Origin of the sequence: Sphaerisporangium sp. NPDC005288, from assembly GCF_040607475.1 — a bacterium.
In the GTDB taxonomy this organism is placed as follows: domain Bacteria; phylum Actinomycetota; class Actinomycetes; order Streptosporangiales; family Streptosporangiaceae; genus Sphaerisporangium; species Sphaerisporangium rhizosphaerae.
The window spans coordinates 67,176-82,228 of record NZ_JBEXGT010000033.1 but is presented as its reverse complement, the minus strand read 5'-3'; the positions used below and the strand labels follow the sequence as shown (position 1 = coordinate 82,228).

The window sequence follows — 15,053 nt, the reverse complement described above, 5'->3', positions numbered from 1 at the left end:
CGAGATCGGAGAGGGCGGCGGGGAAGCTCCGCGGAGCCGGCACGAGCGGGCGGTGCGCCTTCGGCAAAAGCCACCACCGGCTCCGCGGGTCAACCGACCCTCTGGGCGTCCCCTGTCGCGCTCGCTTGTTCCACGACGCGCACGGTGTGCCTGTAGCCGACCATCTCGTGACCGACCACCTCGACGACCAGACCGAGTGCGACGAGCGCGACCACCGAGACCAGGGCCGTCAGGTCCGGCGCCCGCGTCACGTCGATGGTTCCACCCGAACCCGCTCTCAGACCGACGGCGACCGCCGCCACCACGGGAGCCAAGGCGGTCAGCAGCAGCGGAACGTGGGACAGGTCCAAGGAGCGCATCAAGACGCTCCACATCACGAAGACCATCAAAATCACCGCTCCCACCGGAACGGCGAGCGCGAGGGCGATCTGCGACACCGACAGGTTCTCTTCTCGCACCGCTCCGGCCGCCACGCGGAGCCCCGCCCCGATCGCCGCGATGCCACCGAAGATCGGCAGATGGGCGTACCGCCAGGCGAAGGTACGCTCCGGCCACTTCTCCAGGATCGTTCTGGAGGGGATGAGGAAGTAGGCCCACCACAGCGTCGCCGCCATGACGAGCCCGGACGACGCGATCACCACGGCGGCGAGGGACCACCCCCTCTCGTCGACCAGGGCTTCGACCGCCGCGGTGGTGGCGGCCACGACCTCACCGACGGTGATGATGGTCAGCAGGCTGAACCGCTCGGCGATGTGGCCGGCGTTCCAGGGCGCCCTGCCCAGCTTGCCCTCGACGACGACGGGGGCCGCCATCTCGGCGATCGCGAGCACGATGAGCGCCGCGATCGTCACGCTCAGGGGCAGGGCGACGACCGCCGTCAGCACCCACCCCGTCTGCGCGATCACGATCATCACCGCGTAGCCGATCGCCACCCGACGATGATCCGGGTCCTGCCTCGCGGCCCTGAGCCACATCGCGATGAGCGGCACCCGCATCACGATGTAACCGATCACCATCAGCGCGTTGTTCGGGCTGTGCCCCTCCACGGCTGCCGAGAAGCTCGGCGGCAACCCGAAGATCAGGATGACGACCCCGACCATCTGCACGATGGTCGCGACCCTGAACAGCGCGTCGTCGTTGCCGTACGCGGAGGCGAACCACGTGAAGTTCATCCAGGCCCAGCTCACCGAGAAGATCGCGAACAGGTAGGCGCCGATCGACGGACCGATGTGGCCGTCGGCCACGTGGTGGGCGACCTGCTCGGCCGCCGCGGCGAACGCGATGACGTACGTCAGGTCGTACAACAGTTCCAACGGAGTCGAGGCACGCCCGCGCTCCCGTGGATCTCGACCGGACATCGGACGCAACCGATGACGGAGATCCCCCTTCAGTCGCGCCTTGATACTCGTGTCCTCGGTCATCTCACTTCTCTCATCGGCTCTCATCGGCTCTCATCGGCTGACCAGCGCGCGGTGACGGCGGGCCGGGTCAGCGTGACAGGCGGTCGAGCCATTCGGCGAGCAGGGTCCGCTCGCCGGGAGTGAGCCGGGGGTCGTCCGGGGCGAGGGCCGCCTGCAGCGCCACGGCCCGGCCGGCGACTCCGGCCCCGCCGCCGTCGCCCGGCGGGTCGGTGGTGATCGCGCCCAGGACGGCCTCCCTGGTGAGGATGGACAGCTCGGGGTCGCGCGCGCCGGGGTCGGTGGCGATCAGGGCGAGCGTGACGCCGACGCTGGCCGCGTGGACCATCCGCGCCGCCCGGTCCACCGGGAGCCGCAGCCGCCCGGCGGCGGCGATGCGCCCGATCAGCCCGGCGAGGATCCTCTCGGACTCGCGCGCGGCCGGGGAGCCGGCCCCCGGCCGCGCGTCGCCGTACATCAGCACGTAGAAGGCGGGCCGGGAGAGCCCGAAGTCCACATGCAGGTCCCAGCCACGGCGCAGGTCGGCGACGGGGTCGCCGGAGCGTCCCTGGGCCCGCTTGGCCGAAAGGTACTCCTCGAAGCCGTAGGAGGCGACGGCCGCCAGCAGCCCGTCCTTGTCGCCGAACAGGCGGTACAGCGTGGGCGCCTGGACGCCGGCGGCGGCGCCGACCGCGCGGGTGGAGACCGCCTCCCTGCCCCCTTGGGTCAGCAGGTCGGCGGCGGCGCGCAGGATGCGCTCTCGGGTGCTCGGCGTCTCGACGGACATAAAACAAAGTTAACAGACCACCGGTAGCGCCGCTAAGTTAGCAGTGATACCTTTACTCCGTTAGCAACGGAAAGAAGCGGACGATTGGACACCGCAATGCGTACGCGCACTCTCGGCACCACCGGACCGGCCGTCTCCGAGCTGGGCCTCGGACTGATGGGCATGTCCGACCTGTACGGGCCGGCCGACGAGGCCGAGTCGATCGCCACCATCCACGCCGCGCTCGACGCCGGCATCACCCTGATGGACACCGGCGACTTCTACGGCATGGGGCACAACGAGATGCTGCTCCGCGACGCGCTCAAGGGGCGGGCCCGCGAGCAGGTCGTCATCAGCGTCAAGTTCGGCGCCCTGCGCGACCCCGACGGCGGCTGGGGCGGCAACGACGGCCGCCCGCAGGCCGTGAAGAACTTCCTGGCCTACACCCTGCGCCGCCTCGGCACCGACCACGTCGACGTCTACCGTCCCGCCCGGCTCGACCCGAGCGTCCCCGTCGAGGAGACGGTCGGAGCCATCGCCGAGATGGTGAAGGCGGGTCATGTGCGGCACATCGGCCTGTCGGAGGTGGGCGCCGAGACCCTGCGGCGCGCCCATGCCGTACACCCGATCTCCGACCTGCAGATCGAGTACTCCCTGCTGTCGCGGGGCATCGAACGGGACATCCTGCCGGCCGCGCGCGAGCTCGGCATCGGCGTCACCGCCTACGGCGTGCTGTCCAGGGGGCTGCTGAGCGGGCACTGGAGCCCCGGCCGGGCGCTCGGCGCGGGCGACTTCCGCGGCATGAGCCCGCGCTTCCAGCAGGAGAACCTCCAGCGCAACCTCGACCTGGTGGAGGCGCTGCGCCGCGTCGCCGAGGCCAAGGGGGCCAGCGTCGCGCAGCTCGCCCTGGCCTGGGTCGCCGCCCAGGGCGAGGACATCATCCCGCTCGTCGGCGCCCGCCGCCGCGACCGGCTGGCGGAGTCGCTGGCCGCCTCCGACCTGGCGCTGACCCCGCAGGATCTCGCGGACATCGAGCGGGCCGTCCCCGCCGGAGCCGCCGCCGGCGACCGGTACGCCACGGCCCAGATGAGCCACCTCGACAGCGAGGCCCCGGGCAACGGGTCCTGATCGTCCTCTCGGAGACGACCGGCCCGGGCTTCCGCCTGAGAGCCGCCACGCCGCGGCAACACCATCGGCCGCGTCCCGCCACGCTCCGGCTCCGCCACCTTCGAACCGTCAGAAGCGCCCCGTTTCACGGGCCTCGGCGTACTTCAGAGGTTGGCGAAGCCGGGGGTGCGGGCCTTGATGCGTTCGAGTTCGCGCGCGTCGGAGACGCCCTGGAGGTCGGAGCGGGGGGTGTAGGGGGATTCCAGACGGCGGGCCTCCTCGTCGGTGAGGTCCAGGTCGAGGGAGGCGACGGCGTCGTCGATCTGCCCGATGGTACGGGCGCCGACGACGGGGGCCGCGACGACGGGGTTGCGGCGCAGCCAGGCGAGGGCGACCTGGGCACGGGTGACGCCGCGGGCATCGGCGATGACGCCGACCTCGTCGAGGATCCGCCGGTCGCTGTCGGCGTTGGCCTTGGTGTAGAGCATGTCGGCGTAGGAGCCGTCGGTGGCGGCGCGGTCGGTGGTGTGCGCCTGGTCGGCGGGGCGCGCGAGCCGGCCGCGGGCCAGAGGGCTCCACACCATGGTGGCGACCCCCTCGTCGGCGCACAGCGGGAGCATTTCCCGTTCCTCCTCCCGGGCGAGGAGGTTGTAGTGGTTCTGCATGGTGACGAACCGGGCCCAGCCGTGGCGCTCCTGGAGGTGGAGGGCCTTGGCGAACTGCCAGGCGTGCATGGAGGAGGCGCCGAGGTAGCGGGCCTTGCCGGACTTCACGACGTCGTGCAGGGCCTCCAGGGTCTCTTCCAGGGGTGTTTCGCCGTCGAGGCGGTGGATCATGTAGACGTCGACGTGATCGGTGCCCAGGCGGCGCAGGCTGTTCTCGATCTCGGTCATGATCGCCTTGCGGGACAGGCCGCCGCCGTTGGGGCGGCCGGGGCGCATGACGTGGCGGACCTTGGTGGTGATGACGACGTCGTCGCGGTCGGCGTAGTCCTTCAGGGCGCGGCCGAGGATCTCCTCGCTCGAGCCGTAGGAGTACATGTTGGCGGTGTCGAAGAAGTTGACGCCCGCCTCCAGCGCGTGCCGGATCAGAGGGCGGGCGGCCTCCTCGTCGAGCGACCAGACGGGGTGACCGCGGTCGGGCTGGCCGTAGGTCATGGCGCCGATGGCGACCGGGGAGACGTCCAGGCCGGTGCGGCCGAGCTTGATGTAACGCACGGGGGAGCTCCTACAATAGGGAACGAGAACAAACGGAGAACTCTCCGCCTGACTCCGGCGACGTTAACGGAGAACTCTCCGTATTGCAATCCGCCGGCCCCCGCACGCCAGGAGAACCCATGCCCGACGCCGCGCCACAGCGCTCCGACGCGTTGAAGAACCGGGAGGTGATCCTCAAGGTCGCCCACGACGCGCTCACCGAGTCCCCCGACGCCTCGCTCAACTCGATCGCCAAGCGGGCGGGCATCGGCCCGGGCACGCTCTACCGGCACTTCCCGACCCGTGAGGCGCTGATCCTCGCGGTCTACCAGCACGACGTGGACCGCCTCATCCGGTCCGTGCCGGAGATCCTGGCGACCCGCGCGCCGCTGGACGCGTTGCGGCACTGGTTCACCACCCTGACCACCTACGTCCGCGTCAAGCACGGCCTCGGCGACGCGCTGCACAGCGACGCCGCGCAGAAGGCCATCGGCGAGACGCACGCCCCCGTCGCCGCCGCCATCGGGCGCCTGCTCGTCGCGTGCGAACGCGCCGGCGAGGTCCGCCCGGGCCTCGATCCCGACGACGTTCTCCTGCTCCTGAGCTGCCTGTGGCGCACCCCCGACACCCCGGATGGGGCCGCCCGGGCCGGCCGCCTCCTCGAACTGGCGATCGACGGCTTCCGGCCCTGAGCGGTCCCGGCGCCGTTCGCGGCGCCGGTGGAGATCATCGGGCGCACACCCCGGCTCGTCAGTGGAAGAGCTTGAGACCGACGACCCCGGCGAGCACGAGCAGCAAGGACAGCACCCGCATCCCGTTCGCCGGCTCACCGAGGAAGAGCATCCCGAAGATCGCCGTACCCGCGGCGCCGATGCCCACCCAGATCGCGTAGCCGGTGCCGACCGGAACGGTGCGCAGCGCGTAGCCCAAGCCGATCATGCTGAGCACCAGGGCGACGGCGAAGACCGACGAGGGGAGCGGACGGGTGAAGCCGGCGGACCTGCCGAGCGCCACGGCCCACACCGCTTCCAGCACACCTGAGACGACCAGCACCAACCACGACATGATGACCGAGCCCTTCGACACGGTCGTCTTCGCAGTCCGGGTACGACACGCCCTCGTCCGGGACGCCGCTGGTGCGGCGTCGGCCTCCACGCTACCCAGCACCACCGGCCAGGCCAAACGCGGCGCGGACACCGGTCACCACCACCGGACGAGTCCCGACCCGCATCGATCCGAGGCCGGCATCCTCCGCGCCGCACGCCTCGACGTGCGTCTCTCAGTCGCGTGAAGGCGCGAGTACGGCGAGCAGTTCCTCGACGAGCGCCTGGTCGAGCGGCTCGCGGGTGGCCAAAACGCGGTACCAGAGCGTCCCGAAGACGATGTCCATGATCGTGCTCGTCGACAGCCCCGGCACCGGGCCGGGCTCGCCGCGGGCGCGGGCGCGGCCGAGCACGACGCCGAGCGCGTCGCGGCGGCGCTGGAGGAACGCGGTGCGGAACCGCTCGCCGAACTCCGGGTCGATCTGCGCCTCGGCCATCAGAGCGCACAGCATGTCCCTGACCTGCGGCGTGTCGCCCAGGGCGAAGGTCGCGGCGAGAAAGGCCCGCAGGTCGCCCTCGTAGGTGCCGGTGTCGGTGAGCGGGATGTGCAGTTCGCTTTTCTGGGCGAGGGCGTCGAACAGCACGTCGGCCTTGGTCTTCCACCAGCGGTAGATCGTCTGCTTGCCGCAGCCGGCCCGCGCGGCGATGCCCTCGACGGTCAGGCCGGCGTACCCGGCCTCAGTGAAGATCTGGAACGCGGCCGCCAGGATCGCGCGCCGGCTGTCCTCGCTGCGCTTGCGACCCGGCCTGGCGCGGCCTGCGGCGTGGTCGGGACCGGGATTGTCGTTCATCGTGAACCGATGTTAGCGTAGATAACGAGACGCAACGGTTCGAAATAAGGGGTCATCATGAGCGAGCACACCGCGCTGGTCGTCGGCGGCACGTCGGGCATCGGCCTGGCCACCGCCCGGCGGCTGCGCGCCATGGGCGCCCGGGTGCACGTCGCCGGGCGCGACAAGGCGAGGCTGGACGCGGTCGCGGCGAGCGATCCCGAGCTGGTCCGCCACCGCGCCGACGGCGGCGACGCGGGCGAGATCGGCGCCGTGGCCGAGGCCGTCGGCGCCATCGACTGGCTGGTCGTGAGCCTCAGCGGCGGCGAGGGGGCCGGGCCGATCGCCGAGCTGGACCTGCCGGCGCTGCGCCGGGCCTTCGACGCCAAGCTCTTCGGGCACCTCACCACGGTGCAGGCCGTCCTGCCCCGCCTGGCGCCCACCGGGTCGATCACCCTGATCGGCGCGATCTCGGCCCGCGCCGCCATCCCGGGCACCGCGGGCCTCGCCGCCGTCAACGGGGCCGTCGAGGCCCTGGTCAAGCCGCTGGCCGTGGAGCTGGCGCCGATCCGGGTCAACGCGGTCTCGCCCGGACTGGTCGACACCCCCTGGTGGAGCGCCCTGCCCGACGACGCGCGGGAGGCCTACTTCGCGCAGTCCGCGCGGGCGCTGCCGACCGGACGGATCGCCACGGCCGACGACGTGGCCGAGGCCGTCGTGCTGGCGGCCACCAACCGCAACATCACCGGCACCGTGATCGAGGCCGACGGCGGCGCCCGCCTGGTGTCGCTGGGCTGACCCGGGGCCTTCGGGAGGACCGGCGAGACGAAGAAGACCCCGCCGGTCGCCCGGCGGGGTCTTCTCACGAATGCGAACCGGTGTGCGGGTCGCCTCTCGGCGAAAGGCTCAACGCGGCTCCAGCCGAACGGTAATCCGCGAAGGCAATAGGTGAGGCCCGGGGACACCGGACACACCGGTCACGATTCATGTAACCGCGATCCGCCATCGGTCATTCCCCGCCGGCCGAGAAATTCTCGGACGCTTCCGCGAGCCTCCGCCGCCGGGGGCGGCGCGGCGTGGCCGCCCTCCGCGCCGTCCCGGGGCCCGGCGGGCGACCCCGATGCCGGTCAGCCGACGCCGGGCACTGCGATGCCGTCAGCGGGCGGCGGCGATCGCGCCGCGCTCAGCGGACGGCGGTGACCGGCATGCCTTCAGCGGGCGGCGACGCTGGAGATGAGGGCGCGAGGGTCGGCGGCGCCGGCGAGCACACCGTCCGGGCGCACGTCGATCAGGTGCGCGTGCCCGAAGGACCCGCCGTAGGGCAGCGGCCGCACCTCGTGACCGCGCTCGCGCAGCCCCCGCGACCAGGGCCCGCCCTCCTCGACGTCCAGGGACGCCTCGTCCGGCGCGCTCCAGGCGTCGAAGCCGGTGAGGCCGGGCCCGAGCCGCCACCGAGGGGCGGCGACGGCCTCTCCGGGCGCCTGCCCGGCGGCCAGCAGGCGGGTGAGCACCTGCAGCAGGATCTGCGGCTGAGAGTCGCCTCCCATCGTCCCCGCGACGGTGCGCAACGAGCCGTCCGGCCGGGTGACCAGGACGGGGGCGAGGGTGTGCGGCGGGCGGCGCCCGGGACCGTACTCGGCCGGGTGGCCGGGGACCAGGGAGAAGCCGAGGCCCCGGTTGTGCAGGTTGATCCCGGTCGCCGGCTCGAAGAGCATGCTGCCGAAGCCCGCGGCGTTCGACTGGATGAGCGAGACGCCCATGCCGTCGGCGTCCACGGCGCACAGATAGGTGGTGTCGCCCGGCGCGACCAGGTCGCGCAGCCGCGCCCGGCGGCCGGAGTCGATGCCCGCGCGCCGCGCGTCCGCCGAGGCCAGCACCTCCTCCATCGGCGCGCCCTCGAACAGCACGTCGGGACGGTCGTGCCCGGCGGCCCTGGCCGCCTCGGCGAGCAGGTGGGCCCACAGGGGGTCGGCCGGGTCGGCGGGCAGGTCGAGCCCGTCGGCGATGGCCAGCGCCAGCAGCACCAGATAGCCCTGGGAGTTCGGCGGGACGGTCCACACGTCGTGCCCGTAGGCCCGGGCGCGCAGCGGCTCCACCCAGCCGGCGTTCACCCGGGCCAGATCGTCCTCGGTGTACTCCCCCGCGGCCGACCCGCCCACCGCGCCGTCGCGGCCGAGGGCGAGCAGACCCCGGCCGAACTCGCCGAGGTAGAAGCCGTCCCGCCCGCCGTCGGCCAGCGCCCGCAGCGCCCGGGCGACGCCGGGCCGCCGGACCAGGTCGCCCGGCTCCAGCGGGCCGCCGACGCCCGGCAGCACGCCCGCCGCCGGGGCGAGCGCCGGCGATGCGGGGAAGCCCTCCTCGGCGTACCGGGCGGCGGGAGCGAGCAGGTCGGCGAACGGCAGCCGCCCGTAGCGGGCGTGCAGGGCGAGCCAGCCGTCGGCGCAGCCGGGCACCGGGACCGATCGGATGTCGTGCTGGAACGGCATCCGGTCATGCCCCTCGGCGCGCAGCCGCACGGGGTCGGCGCCCGACCCGGCGCGGCCGGAGGCGTTCAGCGCCTCGGGCGCGCCGTCGCCGTCGTGGACGAGGGCGAACAGGTCGCCGCCGAGCCCGCAGGCGTGCGGGGCCGTGACGGCGAGCACGGCGTTGGCCGCGATCGCGGCGTCCGCCGCCGAGCCGCCCCGGTCGAGCGCGGCCAGCCCCGCCCCGGACGCCAGGTGATCGATGGTGCATACCATCCCAGACACCGCAAAGCGGGTAGACATCATGCCGGAACTGTACGACCCCTCGAATCCATGATCCAGCCCGCCGCCCCCCCAAGAAACGGTCACATCATTCGCTATCCCTCCAAGACACGCTATGACCGGCGCGCTCGGCTTGCCGGAAGGCTCCGGGCTCTGCTGTCGTGATCGGGGGGTTTCCATGTTGCGAGTCATCGGCGCCGGTTTCGGCCGGACGGGCACAATGACGCTGAGAACGGCGCTGTGCGCGCTCGGCTTCGGGCCGTGCTACCACTTCACCGAGGTGTTCGCCCACCCTGAGCACCTGCGTCACTGGGCCGCGGCGGCGCACGGCCGGCCCGGGGCCTGGCGCGTGCCGCTGGAGGGGTACGCGGCCACCGCCGACTGGCCGGGCGTGACGTTCTGGCGCGAGCTGGCCGAGGCGTACCCGCGGGCCAAGGTGATTCTCACCACCAGGGACGCCGGCGACTGGTACGAGTCGATGCGCACCACCGTGTTCGCGGCCATCAACGGGGCCTTCCCCGAGACGGCCGAGCGGTTCCGCGCGTTCGAGGCGGCCGACCAGCTCGCCGACTTCCGGGAGGCCGGCCTGATCGGCCGCTCCTTCGAGGGGCGCATCGACGACCGCGACCACGTCATCGGGTGTTACGAGCGGCACAACGAGGACGTCCGGCGCACGGTGCCCGCCGGACGCCTGCTGGACTTCCGCGTGGAGCAGGGCTGGGAGCCGCTGTGCGCGTTCCTCGGCGTCCCGGTGCCCGATCGGCCGTTCCCGCGTTCGAACGCCCGCGAGGACTTCCGCGCCACCGTCCTGACCGACCCATCGCCCTGACCGACCCACCGTCCTGACCGACCCATCGCCCTGACCGACCCACCGTCCTGACCGACCCACCGTCCTGACCGACCCACCGTCAGTGGTGGTGGGTGGCGTCGGGGTGGCGGGGGTCTGCGGGGTGCTCGTAGCCGGGGTGCAGGCGGACCTTCTCCGCGTAACGGCGCTCCAGCCATTCGGCGAAGAACCGCTCGGCCGCGACCGCGGTCAGCTCGGCCGCGAGGGCCCGCCTGACCGCCCCGTACGGCCGCCGCCCGCCCGGCTCGACGCGGTCCACCCGCAGCGTCCACGGCCCGCCGGGACCGTCGACCGGGCCGACGGTCTCGCCCTCCCGCGCGGAGAAGATCGCGAGCTCCAGCGGCCCCGCCAGCTCGCCGCGCCGCACCGGGCCGAACGGCGACACGCGCCCGCCCTCCACCCGGCTGACGTGGCGCGTCTCGGGGACGGTGAAGCGGTCGAGGTTGCGCTCGTAGTAGCCGCGGACCTCCTCCTCCGGCGCCCGTACCCCGGCGGTGACCGCGTCGCGCAGCGCCCGCGCGAGCGGCATCGCGACCGTCACGGCCGCGACCACGCCCCCGGTGCGCAGCGCGGCCGACAGCGTCAGCGCGGGCGCGGGCGCGGACCGGGTCCCCGGGCCGTCGCCGGCCTCGGCAACGCCGAGCGCGGCGGCCTCCTGCTCGATCAGCGCCTCGGTGACCAGCACCTGGACCAGCCAGCGGCGCAGGTTGCGTCCCTCGGCGCCGTGCGGGCGCGGCAGGCGCGAGGCCAGCGGCCCCGCGCGCAGTTCGGCCTCGCGCGCGTCGACGTGCGCGACCGGGACGACCCGCTCCCCCACCCGCGCGGCGACCGTCGCCGCGTGGGCCGTGCCGGCGCCGCCCACTACGCCTCGACCTCGACGCGCACGGCCTCGGTGTAGTGGAGCCGGCCGGCGCAGGCGATCTTGACGACGGCCCACCAGTGGCCGGGGCGCGCGCCGGGCGGGGCTTGGAGGTCGAAGCGGACCCGCGCCTCGCCGCGGGCGGGGACGACCACGCCGGTGTTCCACTCGGGGACCAGCTCGAAGGTGTGCCAGGGGCTGATGAGCTGGGCCCGCGCCGACACCTCCGTCCGGGCCGCGGAGCGCACGACCACCTCGGCCGCGCCGGCGCCGCCGGGGACCAGCCGCACGACCGGCGTCTCCAGCGTCACCTCGAGCGCGGCGTCCTCGGCCTCGCCGACGCGCAGCCGGGCCACGTCCTGGTACTCCTGCCCGCCGTGGGCGACGCGGGCGCGCAGCCAGTACTCGCCCGGCTCGGCGTCGCCCGGAGGCGACACCCGCACGGTGAAGGCGGCGTGCCCGCCGGGCGGCAGCGCGTACGGCCGCTCGGCCGGCTCGCAGGCCCACCCTTCGGGGGCGACGAGGGTGACGACGCCGGACGCCTCGCCCTCGGTCAGCCCCGAGGCGACCGACACCTCCAGCTCGACCGGCCCCGCGACCGCCGCCCCGGCCGCGGCGAGGTGGACCGCCACGGGCACGTTGCCGACCGGCGCGGGGCCGGTGTTGTCGAGCCAGTAGCGGGTGTAGACGGGCTGGTACGGCTCCGCCTCCGGCCCGAGCGCGACGCCCGGCCCCCCGGCGGCCTTCCCGGCGGCGTCTCCCGCGGCGAGCGGGGCGGTGAGGGTGGCGATCTCCATCGGCGCCAGAGGGAAGGCGGCCGGGTCCAGCTCGGCCGAAGGACGTTCGAGCAGGTCGGCGCGGTGGACGTCCGCCAGGGGCAGGGCGGTGGTCACGCGCGCGGTGACGTGGTCGCCCTCCGCCTCGTACAGGCGCAGGGTGACGCCCTCGGGCCGCCCGCCCGCCGGGCGTCCGGAGGCCAGCGGGTTGCCGGCCGCCTTCAGGGCCGCGAGCACGACCTTGCCGGCCGGCTCGACCGACAGCAGCGACGTCGTCGCGGGCAGTTCGCCGTCGTGCGCGGGGGCGGGGAGGGCGGCCAGCGGATGGTTGACGTCGTGGCCCCGGCCGACCAGCCCTGCCCTGCGCCAGTCGCCCGCCCCGGTGACCAGCGAGTACTCGAAGGAGTGCGTCCAGTGCTGGAGCTGGAAGTTCGTCCCGTCGGGGGCGGTGCGCCGCGGCGGGTCGATCCACACCCCGGACGGCCAGCCGGTGCACGAGCGCAGCAGCGACAGGTGCAGCGCGCCGCTCGCGTCGACGGCGAAGCCGGGGATGCCGCGGTTGACCACGCCGATGGTGTAGTCGTCCAGCGCCGGCTCGGTGAGGACGGTCAGCTCGGCGGGCTGGGTGACCTCGATGACCGCGTCGTCCAGGTCGGCGGCGAGCTCCTCGGCCGCGCCGTCGCCGGCGACGATGAGCACCGGGAGCGCGCGCGGGCCGGTGAGGTCGGCGCTCGGCACCCAGACCTTCTCCAGCGGCTCGGCCGCGGGGACCCAGACGCGCGCCCGCCCGCCGGCGGCCAGCCGCCGGCGCAGCAACTCGGCGTACCCGGGGGCGGCGGCCTCCAGAACCCGCGCGACGAACGGGTTCTCCTCCGGTGTGCCGAGCGCGACGCGGACGTCGGGAAGGTTGGAATCGACGCCGAGGTCGCCGTAGCGGGGGCCGGTGGCACGGGAGCAGGTGGCGGTGACGCCCTTGCGGACCAGCGCCACGGCCACCTCGCGCGGCTCACCGCCGATGATCTCGGCGATGCCGATGGCCCGCTCGCCGACCATGGCGCCGTCCTCGCCGCGCAGCGCGACCCGGGCGGTGGAGGACAGCGCGAACCAGCCGCCCGCGGGGTTGTCCAGCGTCCAGGGGTGCTCGCCGGAGTCGACGTCGATGAGGCCGAAGCCGCGGCCGACCACGGCGTCGCCGACCTCGCTGACCGGCAGCGCGCCGGGCACGCGGGCGGGCCAGCGCAGCCGGACGAGCTGGTCGGCGCCCTCCCACTCGTCCAGGTGGGTGACGCAGTCGACGCGGTCCAGGCCGTGCCACAGGGTGATCACCTGGGTGTAGGCGGCGGGGCCCACGCGGCCGGTGACGGTGACGCGCTCGGCCAGGGCGCACGTCTCGACGAGGACCGACGTCGCCGGACTTTCGGCCGAGCCGGTGGCGGTGCCCTTGGGCACCAGGTGCCAGGGGCCCTCGTGGAACTCGGGATGCGCGGAGTACTCGTCGTGGACGACCAGCTCGTTGCCGACCCTGCCGGGCTGGAGCAGCTCGCGGTCGCGGGCGACGTCGTAGAGCCGCGACACGCAGCCGCCGCGAGCCGGGTCCACCTCGACCAGGTGGAAGCCGTTGGCGATGGCGGCGCCCTCGCGGGCGGCCCAGCCGGCCGGGGCGGCCTCGGCGACAGGCTCTGCCCGCAGGGTACGGCAGCCGAGTGAGGGCACGTCGCGGACGAGCACGACGACGTCGACGGCCAGCAGGCTGCCGTCCTCGTGCCGCTCGGGGTTCTCCAGCAGGACCGGCAGCTCACCGGTCTCGGGGTCGGTGACGCGGACGCCGTGCGCGCCCGGCGCGGGCAGCGCGAGCCGTACGCGGACCAGGTCGGTGCGCGGCCAGGACGAGGGATTCCACACGACCACGGCCGTGCCCTCGCCGCGGGTGTCCACGCGGGCGGTCAGCTCGCCGAGCGAGGCGGCGAGCACGTCGCGGCCCAGGTCGTGGGCCTCGCGCCAGCCGGTGAGCAGGTCCAGGTACACCTGGTCGGACTCCGAGCCGGTGATCGCGTCATGGTGGGCGCCGTAGACGAGCTGCCGCCACGCCTTGTCCAGGGCGGCGTGCGGGTAGCGGGCCCCGGTGGTCGCGGCGGCGAGCGTGGCGAACTTCTCGGCGTCGCCGACCAGCGACTCGGCCGCGCGCTGGGCCTGCTTGGTGTCGATGAAGGAGACGTCCTTGCCGGTGTAGACCGGGTTCATGTCCCGGGTCTGCGGCGAGACCTCGGTCAGCGAGTCGCGGACGGCGGCGAAGAACTCCTTGGGCAGCCCGACGACGAACCTCGGCGAGACATATCGGGCGTTCCAGTCGCGGTGGATCGCGGTCACCCACTTGTTGGGCGGGGTGTAGTCGCTGCCGATGGGCAGCAGCAGGTTCCGCGTGGCCGCGACCTTCCTCAACCGGACGAACAGCTCGTACACCGCCTCCTCGGCGGCGGCGAGGTCGGCGGCCGAGTCCATCCACCACCCGGCGCTGTAGTGCGCGGGCATGTAATGGGTGAGCACGCCCTTGCCGGACGGCGACACCCACTCGAACTCGGCGGGGAACTGCATGGTGTCCGGGTCACCCCAGCCGTCGCGCTCGCGGTCGCGGCCGGTGAGCATCGGCCCCCACTGGTGGTACGGCCCGCGCGCCCAGGAGCTGGAGGTGAGCCCGGCCTCGGCGATCAGGCCGGGGAACTGCGGGTCGTGGCCGAACACGTCGAGCTGCCAGGCCGTGGCCGGGTCACCTCCGACGACGTCGCGCTGGAAGCCCACGCCGTAGACGATGTTGCGGATCGTCGACTCGGCCGAGGTGAGGTTGGTGTTGGGCTCGTTGTAGGTTCCGCCCATCAGCTCGACGCGGCCCTCGGCGAGCAGCCGGCGCAGGTGCCCGCGGTCCTCGGGGTGGGCGTCCCAGTAGGGCTTGAGGTAGTCGACCTCGGCCAGCACGAACTTGAAGTCCGGGTCGCGGCGCGCGGTGTCCAGGTACTCGCGCATCAGGTCGAACCCGGCCTTCTGCCCGTCCCACCGGAACTCCTGGGAGACCGGGCCCGCCTGGTCCCAGGAGGTGGTGTAGGCGGCCTGGGTGTTCCACCAGACCGGGTCATAGTGGAAGTGCGGCACCATCCACACCGTCCAGCCGGACTCGGCCACCACCAGCTCGCCCGTCGCGACGGCGCCCCCGCCGGGCCCGTCCCCGGCGAGGACGTCACCGTCCGCAAAATCACCGGCCGCGACATCGCCGGCCGCGCCGGAGACCGTGACCTCGATCGGGACGCGCGTGCCGGGCGCGGCGTCCGCGGACACCGCCACCTCGGCCGGACGGCCCGCCGTGCGGGCGCCGCCGGCGACGCCGGGCCCGGTGACGCGGACCTCGATCTCACCCGGTGGTCCGTCGACGTGGACGCGGACGACCTGTCCGGCCTCGACGAAGAGCTCGGTGGATTCGACGCTGGTGATACGCAAGG

12 protein-coding genes and 1 riboswitch are annotated in these 15,053 nt (G+C 73.7%); of the genes, 4 read left to right on the top strand and 8 right to left on the bottom strand.

All coding sequences use genetic code 11. The annotated features are described in order from the left end of the window. Positions 1-89: 89 nt before the first annotated feature. Positions 90-1,358 (bottom strand): low temperature requirement protein A, encoded by a 1,269-nt coding sequence (locus ABZU32_RS27865; protein WP_354926558.1) that lies wholly within the window; start codon positions 1,356-1,358, stop codon positions 90-92. A 130-nt stretch (positions 1,359-1,488) separates the two neighbouring features. Further along, a complete protein-coding gene (locus ABZU32_RS27860; RefSeq protein ID WP_354926556.1) occupies positions 1,489-2,184 on the bottom strand; it encodes a TetR/AcrR family transcriptional regulator in 696 nt (231 codons plus the stop codon). A gap of 96 nt (positions 2,185-2,280) precedes the next feature. Between ABZU32_RS27860 and ABZU32_RS27855 the strand changes: the two genes are divergently transcribed. Beyond that, the gene (locus ABZU32_RS27855; RefSeq protein ID WP_354926554.1) at positions 2,281-3,291 is read left to right on the top strand and encodes an aldo/keto reductase; all 1,011 of its coding nucleotides are present in this window, start codon (positions 2,281-2,283) and stop codon (positions 3,289-3,291) included. 143 nt (positions 3,292-3,434) lie between these two features. Here the strand turns inward: ABZU32_RS27855 and ABZU32_RS27850 are convergent, their stop codons facing one another. Next, complete coding sequence (locus ABZU32_RS27850; RefSeq protein ID WP_354926552.1) at positions 3,435-4,487, bottom strand: aldo/keto reductase; 1,053 nt, start codon at positions 4,485-4,487, stop codon at positions 3,435-3,437. Positions 4,488-4,606: 119 nt separating this feature from the next. Between ABZU32_RS27850 and ABZU32_RS27845 the strand changes: the two genes are divergently transcribed. Beyond that, positions 4,607-5,158, top strand: a complete 552-nt coding sequence (locus ABZU32_RS27845; protein WP_354926550.1) for a TetR/AcrR family transcriptional regulator — start codon at positions 4,607-4,609, stop codon at positions 5,156-5,158. A 58-nt stretch (positions 5,159-5,216) separates the two neighbouring features. Here the strand turns inward: ABZU32_RS27845 and ABZU32_RS27840 are convergent, their stop codons facing one another. Beyond that, the gene (locus ABZU32_RS27840) at positions 5,217-5,531 is read right to left on the bottom strand and encodes an SMR family transporter (RefSeq protein WP_354851260.1); all 315 of its coding nucleotides are present in this window, start codon (positions 5,529-5,531) and stop codon (positions 5,217-5,219) included. 17 nt (positions 5,532-5,548) lie between these two features. Next, positions 5,549-5,615: riboswitch (guanidine-III (ykkC-III) riboswitch) on the bottom strand. Between the two features lie 130 nt (positions 5,616-5,745). Next, positions 5,746-6,360 (bottom strand): TetR/AcrR family transcriptional regulator, encoded by a 615-nt coding sequence (locus tag ABZU32_RS27835; RefSeq protein ID WP_354926548.1) that lies wholly within the window; start codon positions 6,358-6,360, stop codon positions 5,746-5,748. 57 nt (positions 6,361-6,417) lie between these two features. Here ABZU32_RS27835 and ABZU32_RS27830 point away from each other — a divergent pair, with 57 nt between their 5' ends. Further along, positions 6,418-7,137, top strand: coding sequence for an SDR family oxidoreductase (locus ABZU32_RS27830; protein WP_354926546.1), 720 nt, complete (start codon positions 6,418-6,420; stop codon positions 7,135-7,137). 413 nt (positions 7,138-7,550) lie between these two features. Here ABZU32_RS27830 and ABZU32_RS27825 read toward each other — a convergent pair whose 3' ends face one another. Further along, the gene (locus ABZU32_RS27825; RefSeq protein WP_354926604.1) at positions 7,551-9,077 is read right to left on the bottom strand and encodes a gamma-glutamyltransferase; all 1,527 of its coding nucleotides are present in this window, start codon (positions 9,075-9,077) and stop codon (positions 7,551-7,553) included. Between the two features lie 121 nt (positions 9,078-9,198). Here ABZU32_RS27825 and ABZU32_RS27820 point away from each other — a divergent pair, with 121 nt between their 5' ends. Beyond that, positions 9,199-9,912, top strand: coding sequence for a sulfotransferase family protein (locus ABZU32_RS27820; RefSeq protein WP_354926544.1), 714 nt, complete (start codon positions 9,199-9,201; stop codon positions 9,910-9,912). A 79-nt stretch (positions 9,913-9,991) separates the two neighbouring features. On the opposite strand, the gene ABZU32_RS27815 is transcribed toward ABZU32_RS27820, so the two are convergent. After that, positions 9,992-10,792, bottom strand: coding sequence for a peptidylprolyl isomerase (locus tag ABZU32_RS27815; RefSeq protein ID WP_354926542.1), 801 nt, complete (start codon positions 10,790-10,792; stop codon positions 9,992-9,994). Further along, on the bottom strand, positions 10,792-15,051 hold the full coding sequence (locus ABZU32_RS27810; RefSeq protein WP_354926540.1) for an NEW3 domain-containing protein: 4,260 nt from the start codon (positions 15,049-15,051) through the stop codon (positions 10,792-10,794). Before ABZU32_RS27810 ends, ABZU32_RS27815 begins: the two co-directional genes overlap by 1 nt. Between the last annotated feature and the right edge of the window lie 2 nt (positions 15,052-15,053).

What these genes read in the sequence shown, in the direction of transcription:
- ABZU32_RS27825 (WP_354926604.1), bottom strand. Translation starts at nt 9,077, where the DNA reads ATGGTATGCACCATCGATCACCTGGCGTCCGGGGCGGGGCTGGCCGCG.
- ABZU32_RS27855 (WP_354926554.1), top strand. Translation starts at nt 2,281, where the DNA reads ATGCGTACGCGCACTCTCGGCACCACCGGACCGGCCGTCTCCGAGCTG.
- ABZU32_RS27860 (WP_354926556.1), bottom strand. Translation starts at nt 2,184, where the DNA reads ATGTCCGTCGAGACGCCGAGCACCCGAGAGCGCATCCTGCGCGCCGCC.
- ABZU32_RS27840 (WP_354851260.1), bottom strand. Translation starts at nt 5,531, where the DNA reads ATGTCGTGGTTGGTGCTGGTCGTCTCAGGTGTGCTGGAAGCGGTGTGG.
- ABZU32_RS27865 (WP_354926558.1), bottom strand. Translation starts at nt 1,358, where the DNA reads ATGTCCGGTCGAGATCCACGGGAGCGCGGGCGTGCCTCGACTCCGTTG.
- ABZU32_RS27820 (WP_354926544.1), top strand. Translation starts at nt 9,199, where the DNA reads ATGACCGGCGCGCTCGGCTTGCCGGAAGGCTCCGGGCTCTGCTGTCGT.
- ABZU32_RS27835 (WP_354926548.1), bottom strand. Translation starts at nt 6,360, where the DNA reads ATGAACGACAATCCCGGTCCCGACCACGCCGCAGGCCGCGCCAGGCCG.
- ABZU32_RS27845 (WP_354926550.1), top strand. Translation starts at nt 4,607, where the DNA reads ATGCCCGACGCCGCGCCACAGCGCTCCGACGCGTTGAAGAACCGGGAG.
- ABZU32_RS27830 (WP_354926546.1), top strand. Translation starts at nt 6,418, where the DNA reads ATGAGCGAGCACACCGCGCTGGTCGTCGGCGGCACGTCGGGCATCGGC.